The 24,030-nt window shown below is 38.5% G+C and carries 24 protein-coding genes and 2 tRNA genes; 16 read left to right on the top strand and 10 right to left on the bottom strand.

The annotated features are described in order from the left end of the window. Positions 1–10 precede the first annotated feature (10 nt). Both A9P82_RS07395 and A9P82_RS07390 read left to right on the top strand, forming a co-directional pair. Complete coding sequence (locus A9P82_RS07395) at positions 11–913, top strand: S66 peptidase family protein (RefSeq protein WP_066206140.1); 903 nt, start codon at positions 11–13, stop codon at positions 911–913. A 96-nt stretch (positions 914–1,009) separates the two neighbouring features. Continuing rightward, positions 1,010–2,101: an anhydro-N-acetylmuramic acid kinase gene (locus tag A9P82_RS07390; protein ID WP_066206137.1), complete on the top strand. Its 1,092-nt coding sequence runs from the start codon at positions 1,010–1,012 to the stop codon at positions 2,099–2,101. On the opposite strand, the gene A9P82_RS07385 is transcribed toward A9P82_RS07390, so the two are convergent. Then, positions 2,098–2,571: a ribonuclease H-like YkuK family protein gene (locus A9P82_RS07385; protein ID WP_066206134.1), complete on the bottom strand. Its 474-nt coding sequence runs from the start codon at positions 2,569–2,571 to the stop codon at positions 2,098–2,100. The genes A9P82_RS07390 and A9P82_RS07385 overlap by 4 nt on opposite strands. Positions 2,572–2,742: 171 nt before the next feature. Between A9P82_RS07385 and ygiD the strand changes: the two genes are divergently transcribed. After that, positions 2,743–3,576 carry a 4,5-DOPA-extradiol-dioxygenase gene (gene ygiD / locus A9P82_RS07380; protein ID WP_066206132.1) on the top strand — a complete coding sequence of 278 codons (834 nt, stop codon included), beginning with the start codon at positions 2,743–2,745 and terminating at the stop codon, positions 3,574–3,576. 55 nt (positions 3,577–3,631) lie between these two features. Here the strand turns inward: ygiD and zwf are convergent, their stop codons facing one another. Continuing rightward, a complete protein-coding gene (gene zwf, locus A9P82_RS07375) occupies positions 3,632–5,146 on the bottom strand; it encodes a glucose-6-phosphate dehydrogenase (RefSeq protein ID WP_066206126.1) in 1,515 nt (504 codons plus the stop codon). A gap of 369 nt (positions 5,147–5,515) precedes the next feature. Between zwf and A9P82_RS07370 the strand changes: the two genes are divergently transcribed. Together A9P82_RS07370 and A9P82_RS07365 are read left to right on the top strand one after the other, a co-directional pair. Beyond that, entirely contained in the window at positions 5,516–6,601 is a 1,086-nt protein-coding gene (locus A9P82_RS07370) for a ParM/StbA family protein (protein ID WP_066206120.1), read from the top strand. A gap of 19 nt (positions 6,602–6,620) precedes the next feature. Further along, positions 6,621–7,079, top strand: a complete 459-nt coding sequence (locus A9P82_RS07365) for a bactofilin family protein (RefSeq protein ID WP_066206118.1) — start codon at positions 6,621–6,623, stop codon at positions 7,077–7,079. A 175-nt stretch (positions 7,080–7,254) separates the two neighbouring features. Here the strand turns inward: A9P82_RS07365 and A9P82_RS07360 are convergent. Next, positions 7,255–7,328, bottom strand: a tRNA-Asp gene (locus A9P82_RS07360). A 134-nt stretch (positions 7,329–7,462) separates the two neighbouring features. Between A9P82_RS07360 and A9P82_RS07355 the strand changes: the two genes are divergently transcribed. Both A9P82_RS07355 and dapA read left to right on the top strand, forming a co-directional pair. Beyond that, the gene (locus A9P82_RS07355; protein WP_066206114.1) at positions 7,463–8,440 is read left to right on the top strand and encodes an acetyl-CoA carboxylase carboxyltransferase subunit alpha; all 978 of its coding nucleotides are present in this window, start codon (positions 7,463–7,465) and stop codon (positions 8,438–8,440) included. Positions 8,441–8,466: 26 nt separating this feature from the next. Continuing rightward, entirely contained in the window at positions 8,467–9,348 is an 882-nt protein-coding gene (dapA, locus tag A9P82_RS07350) for a 4-hydroxy-tetrahydrodipicolinate synthase (RefSeq protein ID WP_066206110.1), read from the top strand. Positions 9,349–9,431: 83 nt separating this feature from the next. Here the strand turns inward: dapA and A9P82_RS07345 are convergent, their stop codons facing one another. After that, entirely contained in the window at positions 9,432–10,385 is a 954-nt protein-coding gene (locus tag A9P82_RS07345) for a hypothetical protein (RefSeq protein WP_066206107.1), read from the bottom strand. Positions 10,386–10,679: 294 nt separating this feature from the next. On the opposite strand from A9P82_RS07345, the gene proS reads away from it, so the two are divergent. Together proS and A9P82_RS07335 are read left to right on the top strand one after the other, a co-directional pair. Continuing rightward, a complete protein-coding gene (proS, locus tag A9P82_RS07340) occupies positions 10,680–12,158 on the top strand; it encodes a proline--tRNA ligase (RefSeq protein WP_066206104.1) in 1,479 nt (492 codons plus the stop codon). A gap of 9 nt (positions 12,159–12,167) precedes the next feature. After that, on the top strand, positions 12,168–12,548 hold the full coding sequence (locus A9P82_RS07335) for an RDD family protein (RefSeq protein ID WP_066206101.1): 381 nt from the start codon (positions 12,168–12,170) through the stop codon (positions 12,546–12,548). A 72-nt stretch (positions 12,549–12,620) separates the two neighbouring features. On the opposite strand, the gene A9P82_RS07330 is transcribed toward A9P82_RS07335, so the two are convergent. Continuing rightward, on the bottom strand, positions 12,621–13,607 hold the full coding sequence (locus tag A9P82_RS07330; RefSeq protein ID WP_066206099.1) for a pyruvate dehydrogenase complex E1 component subunit beta: 987 nt from the start codon (positions 13,605–13,607) through the stop codon (positions 12,621–12,623). 126 nt (positions 13,608–13,733) lie between these two features. Between A9P82_RS07330 and A9P82_RS07325 the strand changes: the two genes are divergently transcribed. Both A9P82_RS07325 and A9P82_RS07320 read left to right on the top strand, forming a co-directional pair. After that, complete coding sequence (locus A9P82_RS07325; protein WP_066206096.1) at positions 13,734–14,363, top strand: ABC transporter ATP-binding protein; 630 nt, start codon at positions 13,734–13,736, stop codon at positions 14,361–14,363. An 8-nt stretch (positions 14,364–14,371) separates the two neighbouring features. After that, positions 14,372–15,481 carry a hypothetical protein gene (locus tag A9P82_RS07320; protein ID WP_156522621.1) on the top strand — a complete coding sequence of 370 codons (1,110 nt, stop codon included), beginning with the start codon at positions 14,372–14,374 and terminating at the stop codon, positions 15,479–15,481. Here the strand turns inward: A9P82_RS07320 and A9P82_RS07315 are convergent. Together A9P82_RS07315 and A9P82_RS07310 are read right to left on the bottom strand one after the other, a co-directional pair. Beyond that, positions 15,469–16,077, bottom strand: a complete 609-nt coding sequence (locus A9P82_RS07315) for an aminotransferase class IV (RefSeq protein ID WP_066206086.1) — start codon at positions 16,075–16,077, stop codon at positions 15,469–15,471. The genes A9P82_RS07320 and A9P82_RS07315 overlap by 13 nt on opposite strands. Further along, positions 16,061–17,047: an aminodeoxychorismate synthase component I gene (locus A9P82_RS07310; RefSeq protein ID WP_066206083.1), complete on the bottom strand. Its 987-nt coding sequence runs from the start codon at positions 17,045–17,047 to the stop codon at positions 16,061–16,063. The genes A9P82_RS07315 and A9P82_RS07310 overlap by 17 nt, the downstream gene beginning before the upstream one ends. Positions 17,048–17,055: 8 nt before the next feature. Here A9P82_RS07310 and A9P82_RS07305 point away from each other — a divergent pair, with 8 nt between their 5' ends. Further along, a complete protein-coding gene (locus A9P82_RS07305; protein ID WP_066206080.1) occupies positions 17,056–17,661 on the top strand; it encodes an anthranilate synthase component II in 606 nt (201 codons plus the stop codon). A 7-nt stretch (positions 17,662–17,668) separates the two neighbouring features. Here A9P82_RS07305 and cysM read toward each other — a convergent pair whose 3' ends face one another. The 3 genes from cysM to A9P82_RS07290 form a co-directional block, all read right to left on the bottom strand. Beyond that, entirely contained in the window at positions 17,669–18,541 is an 873-nt protein-coding gene (gene cysM, locus A9P82_RS07300) for a cysteine synthase CysM (RefSeq protein ID WP_066206074.1), read from the bottom strand. 271 nt (positions 18,542–18,812) lie between these two features. Beyond that, positions 18,813–19,625 carry a serine O-acetyltransferase gene (locus A9P82_RS07295; protein ID WP_066206072.1) on the bottom strand — a complete coding sequence of 271 codons (813 nt, stop codon included), beginning with the start codon at positions 19,623–19,625 and terminating at the stop codon, positions 18,813–18,815. A 68-nt stretch (positions 19,626–19,693) separates the two neighbouring features. Beyond that, a complete protein-coding gene (locus A9P82_RS07290) occupies positions 19,694–20,686 on the bottom strand; it encodes a sugar phosphate nucleotidyltransferase (RefSeq protein ID WP_066206069.1) in 993 nt (330 codons plus the stop codon). 347 nt (positions 20,687–21,033) lie between these two features. Between A9P82_RS07290 and A9P82_RS07285 the strand changes: the two genes are divergently transcribed. The 4 genes from A9P82_RS07285 (at position 21,034) to A9P82_RS07265 (ending at position 23,843) form a co-directional block, all read left to right on the top strand. Continuing rightward, positions 21,034–22,314: a serine hydroxymethyltransferase gene (locus A9P82_RS07285; protein ID WP_066206065.1), complete on the top strand. Its 1,281-nt coding sequence runs from the start codon at positions 21,034–21,036 to the stop codon at positions 22,312–22,314. A gap of 99 nt (positions 22,315–22,413) precedes the next feature. Then, positions 22,414–22,617, top strand: coding sequence for a DUF6496 domain-containing protein (locus tag A9P82_RS07280; RefSeq protein ID WP_066209709.1), 204 nt, complete (start codon positions 22,414–22,416; stop codon positions 22,615–22,617). Positions 22,618–23,110: 493 nt separating this feature from the next. Further along, positions 23,111–23,184, top strand: a tRNA-Asn gene (locus A9P82_RS07270). 131 nt (positions 23,185–23,315) lie between these two features. Further along, positions 23,316–23,843, top strand: coding sequence for a hypothetical protein (locus A9P82_RS07265; protein WP_066206060.1), 528 nt, complete (start codon positions 23,316–23,318; stop codon positions 23,841–23,843). Positions 23,844–24,030: the final 187 nt, after the last annotated feature.

Below are 24,030 nucleotides of genomic sequence, written 5' to 3'. Positions count from 1 at the left end.
CCTTCACTCAATGATTATTCCGCCTTATTTAAAAAAAAATGACACTGTCGGCATTGTATGTCCATCAGGATTTATGGATAAAACTAAAGCATTGGTTTGTATTGAAACGCTGCAACAATGGGGCTTTCGCGTGAAGATTGGAAAAACACTCGGACATCAGTTTAATTATTTTTCAGGAACAGATGAAGAACGGATTGCAGACATTCAATCAATGATTAATGACGAAGATGTAAGCGCCATTCTCTGCGGTCGCGGCGGTTACGGACTTAGCAGAATTATTGACAAGATTGATTTTCGCCCGCTGAAAAAAAATCCCAAATGGATTGTCGGTTACAGCGATATTACTTTGCTGCATTGTCATCTCAACAAAAAAATGAAACTCGCTTCGCTACACGCGCCAATGGCAGGGGCTTTCAACGACGGCGTTGATAATATGTATATTCAATCGCTGAAGAATGTTTTGCTTGGAAAGAAAACAAATTACAAAGTTGCGACGCACGAATTTAATCATTTGGGCAAAGTGGAAGGAGAGTTGGTCGGCGGCAATTTATCCATGCTGATTAACTCCATCGGCACGTCTTCCGAACCTGATGTAAAAGATAAAATTTTGTTTATCGAAGATGTAGGCGAATATATTTATACAGCCGACAGAATGCTGCAACAATTAAAACGCGCAGGTTGGTTCAATCGTGTGAAAGGCTTGCTGGTCGGCACTTTCAGCGATATGCAAGACACGACAAATCCATTCGGTCAAACAATTTATGAAGTGATAAAAGATGTGATTGTTGAATATGACTTTCCTGTTGCATTCAATTTTCCCGTTGGGCATACGCAACAAAATTTCGCTTTAAAATGCGGCGTTGAATATTCATTAAGCGTTACTAAAAAAAGTATTTCGCTGAAAGAAATTTAATCTCACGCAAAGGCGCAAAGAAGCAATGTAGCAAAGTCTTATGTTTGTTGTGGCTTTGTGAGAAACTTTATCTTTGCCCACTCAAATAATTTTATCATGATATACAGAGCAATCGGTTTGATGAGCGGCTCGTCTTTGGACGGTTTGGATATTGCATTTGTTGAATTTGAAGAATCAAGAGGACAATGGTTGTTTACAATATACAACGCTGAAACTATTGATTTTACTGATGTTTGGAAGCAACGGCTTTCAACTGCCGCGCAACTTTCTGCTTTCGATTTTGTACAATTGGATAATGATTTTGGTCGGTTCATCGGCGAAGCGGTTAATAATTTTATAGAGAGAAATAATTTAGAGCATAGAGTTCAATTAATTGTTTCACACGGACATACTATTTTCCATTCTCCTGAAAAATATATTACTACGCAAATCGGTAATGGCGCACAGATTGCGGCACTTACGGGCATCAATGTTATCAGCGATTTACGCTCGCTTGATGTAGCGCTTGGCGGACAAGGCGCGCCTATTGTTCCTATTGGCGAAAAATATTTGTTTAAAGATTATTCTTATTTTCTCAATATCGGCGGCATTGCAAATATTTCGTTGAAAAACGAAAATGATAGTTTCTCAACTTTTGATGTGTGTGTTGCCAATCAGGTGTTGAATTATTTTGCGCAGCAGAAAGGATTGGCGTTTGATAAAGACGGTGAATTGGCGAGCAAGGGAAATGTAAACACAGCTTTATTAACGCGATTAAATGCTTTGGATTATTATCATCAAACTGCTCCAAAATCCTTGTCTAATCAGTATTTTAGAGAAAATATATTACCGTTGATTGAAAATATTGAGCTGAGCATTGAAGATATTTTGCGTACTTATGCCGAACATATTGTAATGCAAATTACTTATGCAATTATTCATAAAACGCAAGGCGAAGCGAAGCAATTATTGGTTACGGGCGGCGGCGCATTAAATAGTTTTTTAATTGATAGACTAAGAAATTCGTTATCTGTTTATAATATAGAAGTCATTATTCCTGAAAGAGAAATTGTAGAATTTAAAGAAGCATTGATTATGGCTTTTCTCGGTGTTTTGCGCTGGCGTGAAGAGAACACTGTACTTCCCGGTGCGACAGGCGCATCGAGAGCAAGTATCGGCGGCGCGGTGTGGATGGGGCAGGAATATTAATTCACAATCTTATCTGCACAACTGCTGCTGGCGAATGCTTCCGGCTTGGCTTTGAACGCAAAGCCCATTCCCAAAATGTAGCCCATTGCTTCTTTCAAAGCGTCGTTACTTTTGAATTGCGGATTGGTATTGATGTCCGCATGAACTTCCATCTCTACATTGTACGAAATAAAAAGGTCGCACAATTCGTAGGCGACCTCAATACTTTTAGACACTTCGAGCAGCATTCTTTCTTTGATGTGAAGCTTTTGCCGTGTTTTGTCATTGTGGATGTACATAAAACCGCCGCAGTGTTCGCGCAGAAAAACGATGACCGTTGCAAACTCGGTTTCTGCACCTTTTACCTGGCTGTCTGTGCCAATGCAGACTTTTAGTTTAACGCCTTTTGCTGATTCTTTTTCGATGGTTTGGCGCACGACATCTTTGATAGGAAGTTGGATGTTATCGCCGTTGAATTTTTTCCAAATCATAAAGTGAAGTTTTGTGAAGTTATGAGTAAATTTAAACCTATCTGAAAATTTCTGTGTAAATTTTTTATTAACAGTTGTTGAAAGGAGTGAAATAAACTAATGCTAATCTTGCTTTGCATTTGCATAATTTGCAGCTTTCTCATCCTAACTTTGCTCTCATATTTCTTTATAATGTCCAATCTTCAGACACTCAAATCTTTTACCGATACATTAAAGCAGCAAAGTGAATATGCGCCATTGCTGTTCATTGGGCACGGCAGTCCGATGAACGGAATCGAGCAAAATACATTCAGCGATAATTGGGAGCTGGTCGGTAAAAATGTTGAACCGCCTAAAGCAGTTTTGGTTATTTCCGCACATTGGCTTACGCATGGAACATATGTAACCGCAATGGAAAAACCTGCCACAATTCACGATTTTGGCGGTTTCCCGCGTGCGTTGTACGAAGTAGAATATCCTGCAAAAGGCTCGCCTGTGTTGGCGGATGAAATAAAAACTATTATCACGAAAACGGATGTGGGTTTGAACCACGACTGGGGTTTAGACCACGGAGCCTGGTCGGTTGTTCGCCATATTTTTCCTGAAGCAAATATTCCGGTTTTGCAATTGAGTATCGATTATCACAAGCCGGCGGCTTATCATTATGCGTTGGCAAAGGAGTTGCACTCATTACGCAAAAAAGGCGTGATGATTATTGGCAGCGGCAATATTATTCATAATCTTAGATTGGTTGATTGGCAAAAGCTTGGCGAAGAAAATTATGGCTACGACTGGGCTCTGGAACTGAATGAATTGTTTAAAAGCAAGATTTTACATCGTGAACATGATGCACTGGTTGATTATCAAAATCTCTCAAAGGCTGCGCTGTTAGCTGTTCCCACGCCCGACCATTATTATCCTTTGATTTATTCTTTGGCTTTACAAAATGATAACGAAGATACTGTTTTCTTTAATGATGCGTTGGTCGGTGGCTCGCTGAATATGACTTCAGTATTATTTGCCTGAGTTATAGCCATAGATATACAGATAAAAAACATCTGTGTATCTATGGCATCCTTTCTTATTTGTCCATATTTTTTGTCATCAATTGTTCGGGAAGTAATACCCATTCAAATTTGTCATTGGTTATTAAATCGTTTGCTGCTTTGGGACCCAAGGTTCCGGGTTTGTATTTTTTCAAATCTCTGGAAGGGAATTTCTTCCAGGCATCTAAAATAGGCATTACTATTTTCCACGCAGCTTCAATTTGGTCGGCGCGCATAAACAAAGTTGCATCGCCTTCCAGCACATCGAGCAGCAAAGATTCGTATGCTTCCGGAACGGCTTCGGTGTATGATTCCCGATAAGTAAAATCCATTTCCACGGGTTTTAGTTTCATGTGCATTCCGGGTATTTTACTTTCAAACAGCAAACTTATTTCCTGCTGCGGCTGAATGCTGAAAATTAAGCGGTTGGGCGATTTGTCGTCTTTAAAAATTTTGTGCGGCGCATCCTTAAACTGAATCACAACTACGGATGCCTGCTGCTCCATACATTTACCTGTTCTTAGATAAAACGGCACACCTTTCCATCGAGAGTTATCAATAAAGAATTTCCCTGCCACAAAAGTTTCGGTAGTTGAACTTTTTGCCACATCTTTCTCCTGTTTATAACCTGCTTGCGGCACACCGTTCCACTCGCCGGCGATGTATTGCGCCCGAACAAAATTATTGAAAACATCATTTGTTTTTATCTTTCGGATGGCATTCAGAATATCCACTTTCATGTTGCGCACATTTTCCGCTTCATAGTTAATCGGGCATTCCATGGCGACCACACAAAGCAATTGCAGCAGATGATTTTGAATCATATCGCGCAGCGCACCGGCGCCATCGTAATATCCGCCGCGTGAGCCTACGCTTACTTCTTCGGCAACTGTTATTTGTACGTAATCAATGTATTTATTATTCCACAAAGGGTCGAACACATTATTGGCAAAACGAAACGCCATAATGTTTTGAACGGTTTCTTTTCCAAGGTAATGGTCGATGCGGAAAATTTGTTTTTCGGCAAAATGTTTTTGTAAAAATTTGTTGAGATGCTGCGCCGTTTTTAAATCGGTTCCAAAAGGTTTTTCAATAATGATTCTGTCAAGATTTTTATCAGCAGTAAGTTTAAATTTGCTCAACGATTCCGAAATGATTTCAATAAATTTCGGAGATACTGAATAATAAAAAATTCTTTCGCCGCGCGATTTGCATTGCTTATCATTTTCTTCAAAAACTTTTCCAAGTGTGATAAAAATTTCATCCTTTGTAAAATCGCCTTGCAGGTAAGTAATGTTTTTTGAAAATGCTTCCCATTGTTTTGCATCTGCCTTGCCACTACGTGAAAAATTGTTGATACCGTCGAGCAAATGCTTTTTATAATTTGCATCGTCGTTGGGCAAATAATCCACGCCGTAAATGGCAAAACTTTTCGGTAGAAATCCGTAGATATAAAGGTTGTACAATGCGGGAAAGAGCTTGCGCCAGGCTAAATCGCCATTGCCGCCAAAAATTACAATATTTGCTGTTTTCAGTTGAGTTTTATTCATCTGTCTATTTTTGTTGTTTATTCAAATGTAGTTCCAAAACATAAAAGGGGAAAAGAAAAATTGAAAAAGGTTTTGTTATGATTGGGATAAATGCCGCTCAAAATTTGAACGGCTTTTATAAATTCAATATTTTTTATTACTCAAGTCGGGATATAGTGAAAACTGCTCCATAAATTCGGGTATATGTTTTAATGAAACAAGGGACTTATTCACACCATCGCCGGCAACCTACAGGCGTAAATATTAAGAAGATGTTTTCATCAACACTCTTTGTATCAGATGCTTGTTATTTAACAATAAGTTAATTATTGTATTTAATATTTTTTCATAGTATTTTCTTACATTTAACCTACATTAAACTAACTTACAATGGACATCCTGTCTATTTCGTTTCCAAGCGTTTTTGAAAATACTTTCGGCAATACGGAAAGTTCAGCTAAAGACCTGCTCAACGGTCTCAAAATAAAAAAAGATGAAGCGTGGTATATTGTAGGTAATCTTGCCAAAAAGGGTGGCATTAGTCCATACAAAATTACCAATGCTTCTCCTGCGGAGGAAGATTTTGATGTATTGTTCCGTTCGGCTTTGATTAATCTTACCGATAAAATTGAACAGCCGATGGCGCTTACGGTTGGCTTTCCTTTCTCGACTTATAATGTTTATAAAAATGCGGCAGAGCAATTTTTGAAAAAGCGACATTTTATGGTGGAATACGATACCAAAACTTTTAATACATTGGGCGTAATTAAAAGGTCGATGTTTGACCTTGACACCTACGACGTGATTCCCGAAATAGTCGGTTGCATCATCGGATTGAAAAAGTTACTCAACGAAAAAGCGCCTGTTAATTTTATGGCAATCAGTCTTGGTTTCGGAACTATAGAAGGTGGGATGGCAAGCGAAGACGGCTTGATACACCGCACTTGCTTTAGCTCGCATGGCATTCAATATGCTATTGATAATCTTAACAGGGAACTGAACAAAACGCATTATCTGAATATGCAAAACGTGCATCAGTTGGATGATGCTATGATGAAGGCATCTATTTTTGTAGATAGGAAAAAAGTGGATTTAAAGGATGTGCGTAAAAACATTCTGAAACAATACTATAAGCAAATAATTACTCCATTATTGAGAAAATTCTTTTCCAATCAGGATTTTGAAACTTGTGAAAAAATTTACCTGATGGGTGGAGGCGCTTTTTATCCTGAGCTGGTAGATGCTTTTAAAGAAGAGTTTAACGATTCTATTCCTGTTGAAATTGCACCGGAACCGGAAAAACTGGCAAGCATCGGCTATTTGTATAACTCTCTGAGAATATCCGACAGAAACTATAAGAGAAGCGTAGGTCTTGACATTGGCAATGCAACCACGGTCATTTCTACGTTTCAATCAAATGTAGCACAGCCGCTTCAATCGACAAGTGTGGAGGCAGGCACATTACCTATTCAATAAATATTTACCGTAAACGCTTATGCAGTGGCTTTGGATAAATAAGAAGAAAAATACTGATACGAAATCAAATAATTTCGCTGCGTTTATTCTTCCCGAAGGTTCAACAATTTATGGAGATATAGAAGCGCTTGTTCCTTCTAATATTGAAGGCGTTGTTGAAGGAAACATAACTTCAAAAGCTACTGTTATTATTTCCGGGAACGCTTTGGTAAAAGGAGATGTAATTTGTACCGATGTTCTTGTATATGGAAAAGTGTGTCGCAATATTTATTGTAATAATAAAGCTACCGTTTTCAATGGAGGGTATGTAGAAGGAAAAATTGTTGCAATGATTACAGACTTACAGGAAAATGCTGTTGTAAAAAATACAATTTTTGAAACAGATAATTCCGGCAAAACAGATCCCTTACCTGATACAACTATTAATGCCATAGTTTCTCTTCCCAAGATAATCATTAATGAACGTACATGGTTCTGATAAAAATAGCTATTGTCTACGCTACTTTTAAAGTCAGGAAGAAATAGAGAAAGTTCTCCCGATTCTCTACCGGGAAGATGATTTTAAATGAGGTAATTTTTTGGATTACAAAAAATAAAAACCCGCGCCATTCTTGAATTTGGCGCGGGTTATGCCGCTTTAATTTTCTTTTTAGCGGACCGGACGAGACTCGAACTCGCGACCTCCGCCGTGACAGGGCGGCATTCTAACCAACTGAACTACCGATCCAATCCTTCAAAACTGCATTGCAGCTGTGTTTTGAGGTTGCAAAATAAGGGGAAATAAATTTATCAAACAAATATTTTTTCAAAAAAAATGCAACTGTTACTTTTACACCCTATTTCATTAAATATAATTGGTTCATGCCCGAATATCCTAATCGTCAATTCCTTGATTTTGAAAAACCAATTAAGGAATTATACGAACAAATTGACCAGGCGAAAAAACTGGCAGAGAAAAATCCTAAAGTTGATTATTCAGACAATATTCAGCAATTGGAGACACATATTCTTGATATAAGAAAAGATATTACCACCAACCTTACGCCTTGGCAACGAGTGCAACTGAGTCGCCACCCCGACAGACCTTACACTTTAAAGTATATCGAAAAAATGACCAGCAACTTTGTTGAGTTATTTGGGGACAGAAATGTAGCTGATGACAAAGCAATGATTGGCGGATTTGCAGAATTGGATGGAGAAACAGTCATGTTCATTGGTCAGCAAAAAGGAACAAATACAAAACAACGGCAAATGCGCAATTTCGGTATGGCAAATCCCGAAGGTTACCGAAAAGCGCTGCGGTTGATGAAACTTGCAGAAAAATTTGACAAGCCGGTTGTTACCTTAATAGACACTCCGGGCGCATTTCCGGGAATGGAAGCCGAAGAACGCGGACAAAGCGAAGCTATCGCGCGTAACATCTATGAAATGTTTCGCTTGAAAGTGCCTGTAATATGCGTTATCATTGGCGAAGGCGCGAGCGGCGGTGCATTAGGCATTGGCGTAGGCGACAGAGTTTTCATGCTGGAAAATTCCTGGTACACAGTTATTTCCCCCGAAAATTGCAGCTCTATTCTTTGGCGCAGCTGGGATTATAAAGAAACCGCAGCTGAGCAGTTGAAACTTACTTCCGATAATATGAGTGAATTTGGTTTAGTCGATGGCGTTATTCCCGAGCCTTTGGGCGGCGCGCATTGGGATTATAATGAAGCGGCTTCTATTCTTAAATCAACTTTGAAAAAATCTCTGGCAGAGTTGAAAAAATTATCTCCCGAAAAAAGAATCAATCAACGAATCGGGAAGTTCGAGAAAATGGGTTTTTGGAACGAAGTATCTTAACACACAAAAATTAATCACACAACAAAATGTCTCTTAAAAATATATTGAAGGGCACAGGTGTTGCCATTGTAACTCCATTTAAAAAAGATTTTTCTATTGATTACGAAGCGTTGGAAAATGTCATTAATTATCAGATTGACAATGGCATCAATTATATCGTAACACTTGGCACAACCGGCGAAACACCCACTATTTCTGTTGAAGAACAAAAAGAAATTATCCTTTTTACTTATGAAAAAATAAATGAGCGCGTGCCGGTTGTTGTAGGCATCGGCGGCAACAATACACAAAATGTAATTGAACATTTACAATCTTATCCTTTGGATGAAGCTGTTGCTGTTTTAAGTGCATCGCCGTATTACAGCAAACCTTCGCAGGAAGGCTTGTATCAGCATTACAAAGCGATAGCATCAGTCTCTCCTAAACCGATATTGGTTTATAATGTTCCGGCAAGAACAGGAAAAAGCATAGATGCTTCGACGGTTGTACGCCTGGCAAAAGAAGTAAAAAATATTGCCGGTATTAAAGAAGCAAGCGGCGATTTTGCACAGTTTGTAAAAATCATCAATAATGTTCCCGAAGATTTTTTGGTAACAAGCGGCGATGATAATTTAATTATCCCACAAATTGCCATTGGTATGCAAGGCGTGATTAGCGTAATGGGCAATGCTTACCCGAAAGAAATATCAACTGTTGTTAATCTTGCTTTGGAAAATAAATTTGCAGAAGCCAATGCTGCATACAAAGATTTAGTTGAAGCCTGTGAACTGATGTTTAACGAAAATAATCCTGCCGGTGTAAAAGCATTTATGCACGAAAAAGGATTATTGGAAAATGTATTACGCTTGCCGCTTGTTGCCCTCAGCGAAAGCAATCATCAAAAAATAAAAAATTATTTAAAGAAATAAAGTTCAGAAAATATTATAACAACAAAAAGCACCGGAAAAATCACGGTGCTTTTTTAATCAATAAACATTCAACTGTAAAAGATTTATCTTCTTCCGCCGCTGCTGCGACCGCCACCACCGTAACTTCTGCTTGGCGCAGAGTAGCTGCGAGACGGTGCAGAATAGCTTCTTGACGGAGCGCTGTAACTGCGTGAAGGAGCTGAATAAGTACGCGATGGCACAGAGTAGCTCCTCGACGGAGTGGAATAATAATTATTGGAGGAAGACTGTGTAGAATAGCTTCTGTTAGGTGCAGTATAGCTGCGAACCCTTGAGTTTCCATAGCTGTAATTTCTGTTAGCAAGCCCGAAACTATTGCTGCGAGATGTAGGATTGTATGCACGTTGTCCGCGTGTATTGCTGATGTTAAAATCACGGTTGTTGACAGCATAGCTGCGTCCGGACCTTGCTAATGAAGCTCCTGTTGCGGTAGTTCCGCCTCTTCTTTGGAAATTAACGTGTCTGTTTACTACATAAGGTGCATATCCCCAATGATGACCGCCGCCATAGTAGCCGCCCCAGCCATAATACGGATAACCCCAACCATAGTAGCCTCCCCAGCCGGAATAAATGCTTCCCCAACCATAATAGCCGCCCCAGCCATAACCTACGCCAATGCCCCAACCCCAGGGATAGAAGCCGCCGCCAAACCAAGGATCCCAGCCCCAGCCGGCGTATATACCCAAACCCCAAAACGGATTGCCTGCATAAAAGTTGCTGTTAAAGTAAGCAGGGTCATACACATAACCGTCATCATAAGCGCCGCTGTTAAAATCTATTTTTGGTTCAGCGCTTGCAGAAGTATCGGCATCCCAGTCATCAGAATAGCCGTCATTAGATTCATTATCGCTGTATTGCTGTTGCCCGTAACCGTATTGCTGAGATTGCTGTGGAGTATTTATTGCAACTCCGTCTTGTCCCGGAACTCCCTGATAAACCACAGTACAACTTCCCATTAATAGGGAAAGAACACCAATACCTAAAATTTTATGTTTCATCGTATGTTGTATTTAAGCAAATTTAAAATTCAATTTCTTTTTGTATAACGGATAATCATGTTCAACTGCTACATTTTTAAACTATAAAATTACTCGTTTCTTACAATTTTAAAACTTTATTTTGCCGCGCGTGAAATAATTAACGAAGTTAGTACTTTTGCCACGCTTTATATTTGACTTTTTAAATAAAAAATATTTAATCCCGCTCTGTTAATCTATCGTTAATCCGGAGATTCGGTTTAAACCTGAATATCGTATTGTTTAACATAGTGGAATTTTCACGACAATTTTTATATGAGTAAAGAAATTACTTCCCGTGCACAGGATTATTCTCAATGGTACAACGACATCGTTATCAAAGCCGACCTTGCCGATTACAGTGCGGTTCGCGGCTGCATGGTTATCAAACCTTATGGATTTTCTCTTTGGGAAAATATGCGCGATGCGCTCGACAAAATGTTTAAAGATACAGGGCACGTAAATGCGTATTTTCCGTTGTTCGTGCCGAAAAGTTTGTTTGAAGCGGAAGAAAAGAATGCGGAAGGCTTTGCCAAAGAATGTGCCGTTGTAACGCATTACCGTTTAAAAACAGACCCTGACAATAAAGGAAAATTAATCGTTGACCCTGAAGCAAAGCTGGAAGAAGAATTGGTTGTTCGTCCTACTTCGGAAGCGATTATCTGGAATACTTATAAAACGTGGATTCAATCTTACCGCGACTTGCCGATTTTGGTAAATCAATGGGCAAATGTGGTGCGCTGGGAAATGCGTACGCGCCTGTTTTTGCGCACGGCGGAGTTTCTCTGGCAGGAAGGACATACGGCGCACGCAACAAAAAATGAAGCGGTCGATGAAGCAAAGCAGATGCTCGAAGTGTATGCCGATTTTGTTGAAAACTTTATGGCTGTCCCCGTAATCAAAGGTGTGAAAACGCCGAACGAACGCTTCGCAGGCGCGGAAGATACTTATTGCATCGAAGCCATGATGCAGGACGGTAAAGCGTTGCAGGCTGGAACATCTCATTTTCTGGGACAAAATTTTGCAAAAGCATTCGACGTAAAATTCAGCGACAAGGAAAATAAATTGGATTATGTTTGGGCTACAAGCTGGGGCGTTTCTACGCGATTGATTGGCGCGCTGGTAATGGCGCACAGCGACGATGAAGGTTTGGTATTGCCGCCGAAAATTGCACCGTTGCAGGTTGTAATTGTGCCTATTTTTAAAGGCGATGAACAAAAGGCTTTAATCGATGCGAAAGTTACAGAGATAACTACTGCGTTGAAAGCAAAAAACATTCGCGTGAAGTATGATGATAATGACAATGCACGTCCGGGCTGGAAGTTTGCAGAGCACGAAAAGAAAGGCGTTCCGGTACGTTTGGCAATAGGTGTGCGCGATATGGAAAATAATGTAGTAGAAGTTGCACGCCGCGACACACGCGAAAAATCAACACAATCTTTGGATGGCATTGCAGATTATGTTGAACATTTATTAGCAGAAATTCAGCAAAGCATTTTCAACCGCGCAAAAGATTTTCGCGACGCGCATATTACGAAAGTTGATTCGTGGGATGAATTTGTAAAAACATTGGACGAAAAAACAGGTTTCGTTTCCGCACATTGGGATGGAACTTCCGAAACAGAAGATAAAATTAAAGAACTTACAAAAGCGACTATTCGTTGTATTCCTTTGAATAATCTACAGGAAGAAGGCAAATGTATTTTGACCGGAAAACCAAGCACACAAAGGGTTATATTTGCAAGAGCTTATTAAAAATTTATTATGCAAACAGTAGGAACCGGCACGCGTGTTCTCAATTTTCTGATTGATACAATTCTTATTTTTATCATCAGTATTATATTTTCCCAATGGTATAATTTTCATGTCATTTATTGGCATTACACGCCTTTAGCGCCATACAGTTTTTTCTTTATTACGTTAGTAATGTATTATTTTTTATTTGAAAGTATTTTCAAACGCACGCCGGGAAAATGGCTTACCATCAGCAAAGTCGTCAGTAAGAAAAAAGAAAAACCGAACATTTTACAAATTTTGATAAGAAGCCTTGCAAGGTTGATTTTAATCGATTGTTTTTTTATTCCATTTCTCAATGGAAGAACTTTGCACGATTATCTCAGCGGAACATACATTGTGGAAGCGTAGTTAATTTTATAGTTAAATAAAAAAGCTTGTTCATTTTTTTTGAACAGGCTTTTTTATTAATCATCAATTTATTTATTTCTTCAAATACATCACTTCTTTTACCAGCTTTACTGTTCTTTCAACATTCGGCAAGTAAGCTTCTATTAAAGTTGGCGCGTAGTGCATCGGCGCATCGGCGCTCGTAATGCGACGAATAGGAGCATCTAAATAATCAAAACCTTCTTTCTGAATACGGTAAGAAATTTCGGAACTTACAGATGCGAAAGGCCATTGTTCTTCCACAATTACCAAACGATTTGTCTTTTGTACGCTCTTCAAAATCGTTTGCCAATCCAATGGACGAATTGTACGCAAATCAATCACTTCCGCGCTGATGCCTTCTTTTTCCAGTTCCGCAGCCGCACCCAAAGCCACTTTCATCATTTTGTTGAAAGAAACAATGGTTACGTCTTTGCCTGCTTTTTTAATATCGGCTTTGCCTAATTCAATATAATATTCTTCTTCGGGAACTTCGCATTTATCGCCGTACATCACTTCGCTTTCCATGAACATTATCGGGTCTTGCTCGTAACGAATGGCTTGTTTCAACAAACCTTTTGCATCATATCCGTTAGAAACCGAAACCACTTTCAAGCCCGGAATATTGGCATACAAAGCTTCAAATGCTGTGGAGTGTTGCGCGCCCAATTGTCCCGCGCTTCCGTTCGGTCCGCGAAACACAATCGGGCAACCAATTTGTCCGCCGCTCATTGCCAACATTTTGGAAGCTGTATTCAAAATCTGGTCTAATGCCAACACCGCGAAGTTCCAAGTCATAAACTCAACAATCGGCAACAAACCGTTTTGCGCCGCACCTACGGCAACGCCGGAAAAACCAAGTTCAGAAATCGGCGTGTCAATCACACGTTTCGGACCAAACTCCGCCAGCATTCCCTGACTTACTTTATATGCACCGTTATATTCGGCAACTTCTTCGCCCATTAAAAACACACGCTCGTCTCTCCTCATTTCCTCGCTCATTGCTTCGCGCAATGCTTCACGAAAAGCTATTTGTCGCATAAAATTGAAATATTTAGTTATGATTTTTGACCGCGCAAAAATATAGGTTTTTTCACAGAAAAGGGAAATATTTTACTTCGGAAATAAACGAAATGCGTAAGTTTAACAACAAATGATTTTGATGGCATGATTGAATTTAACGATTATAAAAAGAAGTTCGGCGATACTGTTGTTCTTGACATTCCCAAATTAAAATTAGAGAAAAATATTTATTGGCTGAAAGGAGTAAACGGAAGCGGAAAATCAACGCTGCTCAATTCTTTGGCGGGTCTGAATAATTTTGACGGAGAGATTTTTATTGAAAACTGCGACATCAAAAAACAGAAAATGCAGCATAGAAAAATAATTAATTATGTGCCCGCCGAAGTGTTGTTTCCCGATTTTTTGACCGGAACAGATTTAATAAATTTTTATGTTGAAGCAAAAGATGGAACGAAAGACGCTGCGCTTGAAATGAGCGAAAAAATATTGCTCCGCGATGCGCTCGATAAAAAAGTAAGCGCCTATTCCAGCGGTATGAAAAAGAAGCTCGCATTAATACTTGCATTTATCGGACAGCCTGAATGGATTTTACTTGACGAACCTTTGATTACGTTGGATGTTGCTTCGGTAAACATCATTTTATCGACAGTCCAACAGTATGCACAAAAAGAAATTGGCTTTATTATCACTTCTCATCAGGATGCGGAATTTGATGCGCAGCATTTGCAATTGAAACCACTTTCGATTACAAACAAGCAACTCGTTTTTGAATAATGCAAGCCTTGCTGAACATATTGAAGAAAGCATTTGTAATTGAATATTACAGAAGAAATCTCGGATTTTTTTTGTTCGTGTTTTATATGCTGTTCGGCATGGAGCAAAAACCGATTTTGTTTCATCGAGAATTAATCGAAAGCATTGTCAGAAGCAAAACGGAATTGCTCGTAACGATCGTGGTTTTTCTATTGTATCATCTGAAATGTTTGTATTTCATTACAAGAAGAATTAAAAGCAGTGAGTATATATTTCTTGCTGAAATGCAGTCGTATTCAATGTTTCAACAAATTGCAGGGTTTGCTTTTGCGTATGTTTTGTTGGCAATTCCCTTTACAATTTATTCCTGTTTTATTATTGCAATGGGGATAAAATTGAAATATATTTTATCGGCGATGATTGTTTTGTTATTCCTGCTTATCGTTCACGCAATCAATATTTTCGTTTGTTACAAAACCATTCAAAATAGTTTTACCCAAAAACAAAAATTATCTTTTCTTGATAAGTTGCCAACTGTAAAAAAATCGATGTTACTGTTGCCACTTTGGTACAGCATCAACAACGGACAAATGCGTTTAATAACCGTGAAATTCTTTTCGTTGCTGCTTCTTTCCGTGATGTGCGTGTGGAACAGAAACGATTATCAGTTCAGTGATTTTTTATTGTTTTTTCAATTCAGCATTGCTGCGCATTCAGCGCTGACCTTGGATTACGTGGAATTTTTTGAAAGTAAATTTTTTATCAGAAGAAATTTGCCGTTGCCTGTTTGGAAAATATTTTTGAGTTATTTGCTTTGCTATTGCATCATTGCTGTACCCGAAATTTTATCGATGTTTTATTTCGGAATCGGTCAGCAACCACCGACAAATACATCCATAATGGCAATAATTTATGTGGGAGAATTATTGTTGTTTACTGCTGTTTTATATGAAAAAGGAATGACGAAAGAACGCTATTTTGCTTATGCAGGCGCAATAGTAGTGTTGATGCTGTTGCTTGCTGCTTTCAAGATATTTTTGTTTGCGGCAATTGCTATTTTGATAATATGTTTTTCGCTTTTTCAAACGCAGTTTTACAAATATGAACCGAATGCGGAAGACAAAAATCAGGAAAAATAAATATCGTTACAATTCAATTCCCATACGTGTTCCCAATCATTCAACGCATTGAACAATTTGATTTTTGAATAATTTTTTAATTGGAAAATGTCAATGTCCGCTTCGTGGATAATTTTTTGCGAAAGCAACTCATTTCTTTGAACGCCTTGCAGCAAAGGCTTTGCAGGCGTGAACCAATTTGTTCCGTCAAACAAAGCAATATTGGTAAAAGAAGTATCGGTAAGCAAATTATTTTTTACAATCAATACTTCTTCATCAGGTTTTAAATCTTTGGTTAAAGCATTTAGTTTTTCCCTGTTTTCATATTTAAAACTGTAATCAATTTCATCGTCAACTTTCACGATTAATTTATTGATTTGCTTTTTTTGATAAGGCGAAAATTCAACTTGTACATTCGCTGAATCATAGACTACACGGCACTTGTAGCGAATGTTATTTTCTTGTGGAATGTTTGATTGAAGAATAATTTTTTCCAAAGACGGATAAATTATTTTACTGAAATTAGCTTCCTGCGTTTTTACAAAACGTTGTTCATGCCAATGAATCAAAGGCATTTCGTTGTTCTCAAATAATATGGTTTCAATAAATCGGCACATACACTTTATCCATCATTTCTTTGTATTCGGTTTCTAAATCGCTTTGCGAAGTAATACCGCCGCCGCTTTTAAAAACAAAGCCGTTTTCAGTTTTTTCAAGATAGCGAATAATAACACAACTATCTAAATCTTTTCCATCAAAAATTCCCCAAACGCCCGTGTACAAAGCTCTTTGGTGAGTTTCTGTGTCTAAAATTATTTCAACGGTTTTCGCTTTCGGCGCGCCGCAAATAGAACCTGCGGGCAACAACGAAGCAAAAATATCCCCGATTTTATTTTTAAAATTATCTCTTAATTCTCCGCTGATTTTTGAACTTACGGACAATAAATTTTTCTGATTGGTTTGTATTTTTTCGATGTAACGAAAATCATCGACGTGAACATTTTTCGCAACGATGCTTAAATCATTTCTCAGCAAATCTACAATTGTAAATTGCTCGTTCAATTCTTTTTCATTTTCTAAAATTACTTTACCGGCATCTTGTAAATTCGCGTCAATCGTGCCTTTCATGGGATATGTGTAAATTTTATCATCCACGATTTTCACAAAAGGTTCAGGCGAAAAATGCACGAATTGATTTTTGTACAGCAATTTATATTTGGCATTTCCTGCATGAAATAATTCTTCCAAGGAATAATTCGTTTCAACTTTTGTAGCGCAGGTCAGGTTCAACAAATATGTGTTTCCGTTTTGAATTTCGGTTTTGATTTTATGGAATTGCTCGGCATAAATTTCTTTTGAAATCGGGAATTTTTTCCATTCTAATTTTTTGTCAAAAACTTTTTTATCTTCTGAAACATTGATGAACAAAGGATTTGAGTAAAATATATTTTCTCCGGATAATTTTCCCAAAGGAATTACTTCGATATGTTCACACAAAAAATCACAGATAAAGAAGAACGGAATTTTGCTTTCGCATAATTCATTCATCTTGTTGAAATATGTTTTCTTTGCCTTCAAATTCATCATAGAAAAGAATGTGCGCAAAAATATTGATAATCGACCATAACGATTCTTTTACTTACAATCTTGTTCAGTTGTTGGAAGAAGCAAATGCTGAAACCATTGCTGTGCGTGCATTTGACGATATTTTTTTCGATGAAATAAATTTATTTGACGGCATCATTTTATCGCCCGGACCAGCATTGCCGAAAGATTATCCTTCGAGTTTGGAATTGATAAAAAAGTTTTATCAAACAAAATCAATTCTTGGCGTTTGCCTTGGAATGCAGATGATTGTAGAATGTTTCGGCGGTGAGTTGTACAATTTGCAAAATGTTCAACACGGCAGGCAAGTAGAAGTTTTTAAAGAAAATGATTGCGCTTTATTCAACCATATTTCTTTTCCTTTTAAAGTTGGTTTGTATCATTCCTGGGCGATGAATAAAGATAAAATTGTAGATGATTTACTTATCACTTCACGAACAAAAGACGGCGTGCCAATGTCGCTGAAGCACAGTGAATACAATACTTTCGGCGTACAGTTTCATCCCGAATCTTATATGACGGAACATGGTTTGCAGTTGATGAAGAATTGGTTGAATTGTATTTCTCACAGAGCGAACGGAGAAACTGAGAAATAGGAATATATTATCCAAACAATTCACTGCTCAAATATCTGTCGCCTCTGTCGCAGGCAATAAACACAATGGTTCCTGAAGAAAGTTTTTTAGCCAAACGTATTGCAACTGCTGCCGCGCCGCCTGTACTCATGCCTACAAATAACGCTTCGGTTTTTGCCAATTCGCGTGTGATTTCTGTTGCTTCCTGCTGCGATACATCTTCCACTATATCAACTTTTGCGGGGTCGAAAATTTTAGGAAGATATTCTGCCGGCCAACGGCGAATGCCCGGAATGGACGAGCCTTCCGTTGGTTGGCAACCCACGATTTGTACTGCTTGATTCTGTTCTTTTAAAAACATAGATGTTCCCATAATAGTTCCCGTTGTTCCCATAGCGCTTACAAAGTGTGTGATTTCGCCATTGGTGTCGCGCCAGATTTCCGGTCCGGTGGTTTTGTAATGCGCCATGTAATTGTCGGGGTTGGCAAATTGGTTCAGTAAAAAATAACCGCTTTGTTTGCCTTTTTCTTCGACATAATCTCTGCACGCTTCAATGCTTTCGAGCAATGTAACTTTTGCGCCGTACGCTTCCATTGTGAGCGTGCGTTCGCGCGTAGAATTTGCAGGCATTACAAGTTCGATTTCCAAATCGAAAAGCCGCGCCATCATTGCCAGTGCAATGCCCGTGTTGCCGCTTGTAGCTTCAATCAACTTCATGCCCGGTTTTATATCGCCGCGTTCCAAGGCGCTTTGAATCATGTTGTAAGCCGCGCGGTCTTTCACGCTTCCGCCCGGATTGTTGCCTTCGAGCTTTGCAAATATTTTTACCTGAGGATTTGGATTCAGCTTTGTCAATTCTACCAAAGGCGTATTGCCGATGAATTGCGTAATGGTGGACATGGTGCGTAAATTATTTTAAAGTCTGTTTAAAAATTTTAATAATTATAACCACATAGGTACATAGTCTATATGTAAAAGATGACCGTAGCGAAATATAAAGTTGCACAATAGATTTTCATCGAAGATGAAAATACTATGCTTTTCTGCGCGTTTAAATTATAACCAAATTTTCATTTCTTATTCTTCGGCTAAATTCCTATGTTGCTATGTGATTAAAGATGATTACTCTTTTCATTCAATATTAAAATGGTTTTTAATTTTAAACAGGCTTTTATTGCGTAATTTTATTTTCAACTACTTCTATCAATGGTTTGTGATAAACGGTTGAGTTTGCGGGAACGCTTTTGGTAAGCCAAACATTTCCGCCGATGATGCTATGATGACCAATTATGGTTTCGCCGCCGAGTATTGTAGCATTTGAATAAATTACAACATAATCTTCCACCGTCGGATGGCGTTTTGTGCCAACCATTTCTTTGGAAACGCTTAGTGCGCCTAAAGTTACGCCTTGATATAACTTCACGTGATTGCCGATAATACTTGTTTCGCCAATCACAACGCCTGTTCCGTGGTCGATGCAAAAATGCTCGCCTATGACTGCGCCAGGATGAATATCAATGCCTGTGTGTGAATGCGCATATTCCGTGAGAATGCGCGGCAGCAAGGGAATTTCGAGCCTTTGCAATTCGTGCGCGATGCGATAAAACGATATGGCTAAAAACCCGGGGTATGTACGAACGACTTCAAACAAACTTTTTGCTGCAGGGTCGCCGGCAAAAATTGCGGCTGCATCTTTGTTGAGCAAATCGTATAAAGATGGAACAGTTGTAAAAAAACTTTTCGCCGAGAGCGTTTTATCACAGTCTTTGCAGGCGTGTGTGTTATTCAGAATTTCAAGCAATGTTTTTTCAAGTTGCGCAAATGCCGCTTCGATTTCCACAACGGATTTGTAATGTTTCCTGGATTGTTCAGGATATAGAAGACGTAACAATTCCAATGCCCACGAAGCGATATATTCGTTTGGCGGAATAGCGCCTGCGCGCTGCTGCTTTTCTAAAATATTCCGGTAAAAATTTTCAGCCATAAGACTGCAAAGGTAGCTAATGCAACGAGAAAATGTTAAACGGAAAACAATCGTTTTTGTTGAAAAAATTATCCAAAATCAATTTCGGTATTATCGCCGATATTTAATGTTCGGCTCAAGCCTTTTACACTCGCATCGTTGCCGATTAAAGAATTGTCCAACACTACTTCAAACAAATTTGAGAACGAACCAATGATACAATCGCGCATTACAGATTGCTCGATTTTTGTGTTTGCTCCAATGGATGAATGTGGTCCTACAATGGAATTGACTAACTTGCTTTCCGCGCCAATGCTTACAGGCGGAATGATGATTGAATTTTCAACCACGGCGGTCGGATGAATATTGTTACCCATTTTTTTCAGCAGCAGCGCGTTGGTTTCCAAAAGCGTTTCTTTTCGTCCGCAATCGTACCAGTGCTTTACTTTGAAAGCCTTGATTTGCGCGCCTTTCTTGACCATACATTGCAACGCATCGGTTAGCTGAAATTGTTCTTCGGTAGTAATTTTTTCATCAATAATATGCGTCAGACAATCGAATAATAAAACCGTTTCTCTTATTTTGTACAAACCAACAAGCGCATTATTACTCATCGGGATTTTCGGTTTTTCAACGAGATTGGTAACGAAATAATTTTCATTGATTTCCGCTACACCAAAGCCGCGCGGGTCATCCACTTTTTGAATCGCCACCATCGAACACGGGCTGTTTACGACTTCGTGTGCATCAAAATCGCATATTGTATCGCCCATCATAATGAACACTTCTGAATCGCCCACAATCTCTTTCGCCAACGCAATTGCCGGTCCTGTTCCTTGTCGTTCCGATTGATATAAATAATGGCATTTGAGTTCGGGATAAACCTGCGAAACGTGTTCCTGAATTTTTTCTCCGAGATAACCGATGATAAAAATAAATTCATCAATACCGATACCCGCCAATCGGTCAATGATAAAGTCGAGAACAGTTTTCCCTGCAAGAGGCATTAAAGCTTTTGGTTGTGTATATGTGTGCGGACGCAGTTTTGCGCCTGTACCCGCAACGGGAATGATTGCTTTCATCAGTTCGTTTCTATTGTTTTATTGCCGGATGGAATTCGCCGAAGCAACGCATCTTAATTGTTATAAAACTCCTTCTCGGCTCATTTCATCGTTTGTTCAAAAGTGAAAAAGTCAAATGTAAAAAGTTTAAAATAAACGGATGGTAGTTTTAGGTAATGACACGAATTAAAGCGAAATGAAATTTGACGAAGTCAATTACTCGAATTATATTATAGATTTTGTATTGTGTAAAAACAGAAGATTGACAGCAGGTCGTAAGTAGCAAAACAATTCGTGTAATTCGTTCTAATCCGTGTAATAAATTGACTAACTTTGCGCGCAATTTCCAATCAAAATTTTTTATACAAATGCAACGCGACACGCAAATTTTCAATCTTATTAATCAGGAATTACATCGTCAAAGAAGCGGTATCGAATTGATTGCTTCCGAAAACTTTACAAGTCTGCAAGTGATACAGGCAATGGGCTCTGTACTTACAAATAAATATGCCGAAGGTTATCCCGGCAGAAGATATTATGCAGGCTGCGAAATTGTTGACCAAACAGAACAATTAGCCATCAATAGATTAAAGCAAATTTTTAATATTGAATACGCGAATGTGCAACCCCATAGCGGCGCGCAAGCCAATGCTGCCGTGCATTTGGCGGTATTGAAGCCCGGCGATAAAATTCTCGGATTAGACTTGAGCATGGGCGGGCATTTGACGCACGGCTCGCCCGTAAATTACAGCGGGAAATTGTACGAAGCACATCATTACGGCGTGGTAAAAGAAACGGGTTTGGTGGATTATGAAATGCTCGAACAAAAAGCGCGCGAACTGAAACCACAATTAATCATTTGCGGCGCGAGTGCATACAGCCGTGATTGGGATTATGAACGCATTCGCAAAGTTGCCGATGAAGTGGGCGCGTTGGTAATGGCGGACATTGCGCATCCTGCGGGATTGATTGCAAAAGGTTTGCTGAACGACCCTTTCGACCATTGTCATTTTGTAACCTCTACTACACATAAAACGTTGCGCGGACCGCGCGGCGGCATCATTATGATGCGCAAAGACTTTGAAAATCCTTTCGGCATTACAGACAATAAAGGCAATGTAAGAATGATGAGCGCATTGCTCGATTTGGCTGTATTTCCGGGCATTCAGGGCGGACCGTTGGAGCACGTGATAGCCGCGAAAGCAATTGCTTTCGGCGAAATTTTGTCGGACGAATACACCGATTATGCAAAACAGATTTTGAAAAATTCGCAGGCCTTGGCAAAAGCATTTGTGGATAAAGATTATAACTTAATCAGCAACGGTACGGACAATCATTTAATGCTGATTGATTTGCGCAACAAAAATATCAGCGGTAAAAAAGCGGAACAGGCTTTGGTAAAAGCGGAAATTACGGCGAACAAAAACATGGTTCCGTTTGACGATAAATCGGCGTTCATCACGTCGGGCGTGCGTTTCGGCGTAGCGGCAATTACCACGCGCGGCATGAAGGAAAACGATATGCAGTTCATCGCCGATGCAGTGGATAAAATCATTACCAATGCAGATGACGAAAGCGTAATTCTTTCCGTGAAAAAATCGGTAAACGAATTTATGGAGCAATTTCCTTTGTATCCCGAGCTGGGATAACAATTATTTATTAAATTAAAAAGCGCAATCGTCTATAAATGATGATTGCGCTTTTTATTTGGCAATATAATTGTTGCTTTAATAAACAAATCTTATGTTATGGCAAAGTATTCAAAAAAAGCACAGGAAAAGGTAGCGGAAGTCTTACATGAAATGAAAGAAGGAAAGTTGAAAAGTTCCTCCGGTCGGAAAGTAACAAATCCTAAACAAGCTATTGCAATCGGTTTATCCGAAGCAAGAGAAGAAGGATTGAAAGTCCCCAAAAAAACGAGTGGTACAAAAAAGAAAGCTATGAAAAAATAGGAAAATATTGTTGTTAGAATCTCCCGTTTCTTGATATGTGTTTTTATGAACAATCTCTACCAAAAATCATAAGGAGTGCAGACAATGAGAAAATTGCATTTATGCGCTGTAAAATCAAAAGAGCACAAAATTGCTGAACAAGTGTATGCTGAAGCAACAGCAATATGTAAAAGTGCCAATGTCTTGCTTTAAGGGGAGTAAAAAATAAAGAAACTGAAGAATTGTTTCTGAGCAATGATTTATAGAAATAGTTTTTACTTTAACAATATCAATCGGAATAGAATAAGTTACTTCTTCTTGCGGAAATTTCATTTCAAGTTCGTTTTAAGTGGAAAAATTAATCAGGAACTATTTGGGTTTGAATTTGCATGAATTGATTTTTTATAATGCAGAAAAAAATAAAGGAAAATAATTGGAATTTTGAAAGGATTTATTTTAAATTTGCACCCCGTTCGGGAACGAAAGGTCTCAGAACGAAGGTTTAAAATAAGATTCTTCCTTAGCTCAGTTGGTTAGAGCATCTGACTGTTAATCAGAGGGTCGTTGGTTCAAGTCCAACAGGGAGAGCTGAAAATCAAGCAGTTATGAATTTAAGTTCATAGCTGCTTTTTTATTTGATACACATTTTAGCACACATTTTTTGATTCTGTAAGTTTTTTTATTTTAGCTTTAAATTTTCACGTTGCAAATTTTAAACGATGATGGATAAAAACCTTGCAGACCTTTCTCAAAAACTAATTGGAAAATACAAAAAAGCACTTGAAAGAATCTCAGAAAGCAAACCCAAATCTACCTATAAGAAAGAAGTAAAAAAAGAAAGAGATATTTTTGATATTGAATTCATTCAAGAATACATTAAAAATAAGCTTCTTTTGACATTTGACTTTGGCAATATTGAAATGTCTAAATTTATAAGTGATATTTTTCACATCACAATCCAAGAGCTACATTCGTTTCGCAGTATAACTTATGACTATGAGCAATTTGAATATTTAAGCAATCAACTGTTGGATGAATTGAATGTATATTCTTTCTTGTTTTTCAAAGCAGTTTTAGAAAGTGTAAACTCTGATGATGCTTATAAGTTACTATTGATTAGGTGCGACCAATTTTTACATAACGATTATAGTTATGAAAAGTCAGAACGATGGATTTCTTTTATCCGAAATAATAGCTTAGCTTCATTGTTATTTTACGAGAGTTTGCCCCTGATTTGTTATTGGTAACTTCTTATTGTGTTGATGATTTTAATATAACTCAATTCCGCAGGTACTTGAACGAATATAGGAGAAGATAGGGCAAAAAAAAGCCCCACTTCGTAAGTGAGGAACGCAACTTTAGGCATTGCGATTGAATGGACGAGCCACTTGCCAGTGCCTTTACTCTTTGAGTAATGCAGTGCAAATATATGAC

It is taken from the genome of Arachidicoccus sp. BS20 (assembly GCF_001659705.1).
Lineage (GTDB): Bacteria > Bacteroidota > Bacteroidia > Chitinophagales > Chitinophagaceae > Arachidicoccus.
The sequence above is the reverse complement of the archived record's forward strand: the minus strand, read 5'-3'. Positions and strand labels throughout refer to the sequence as shown.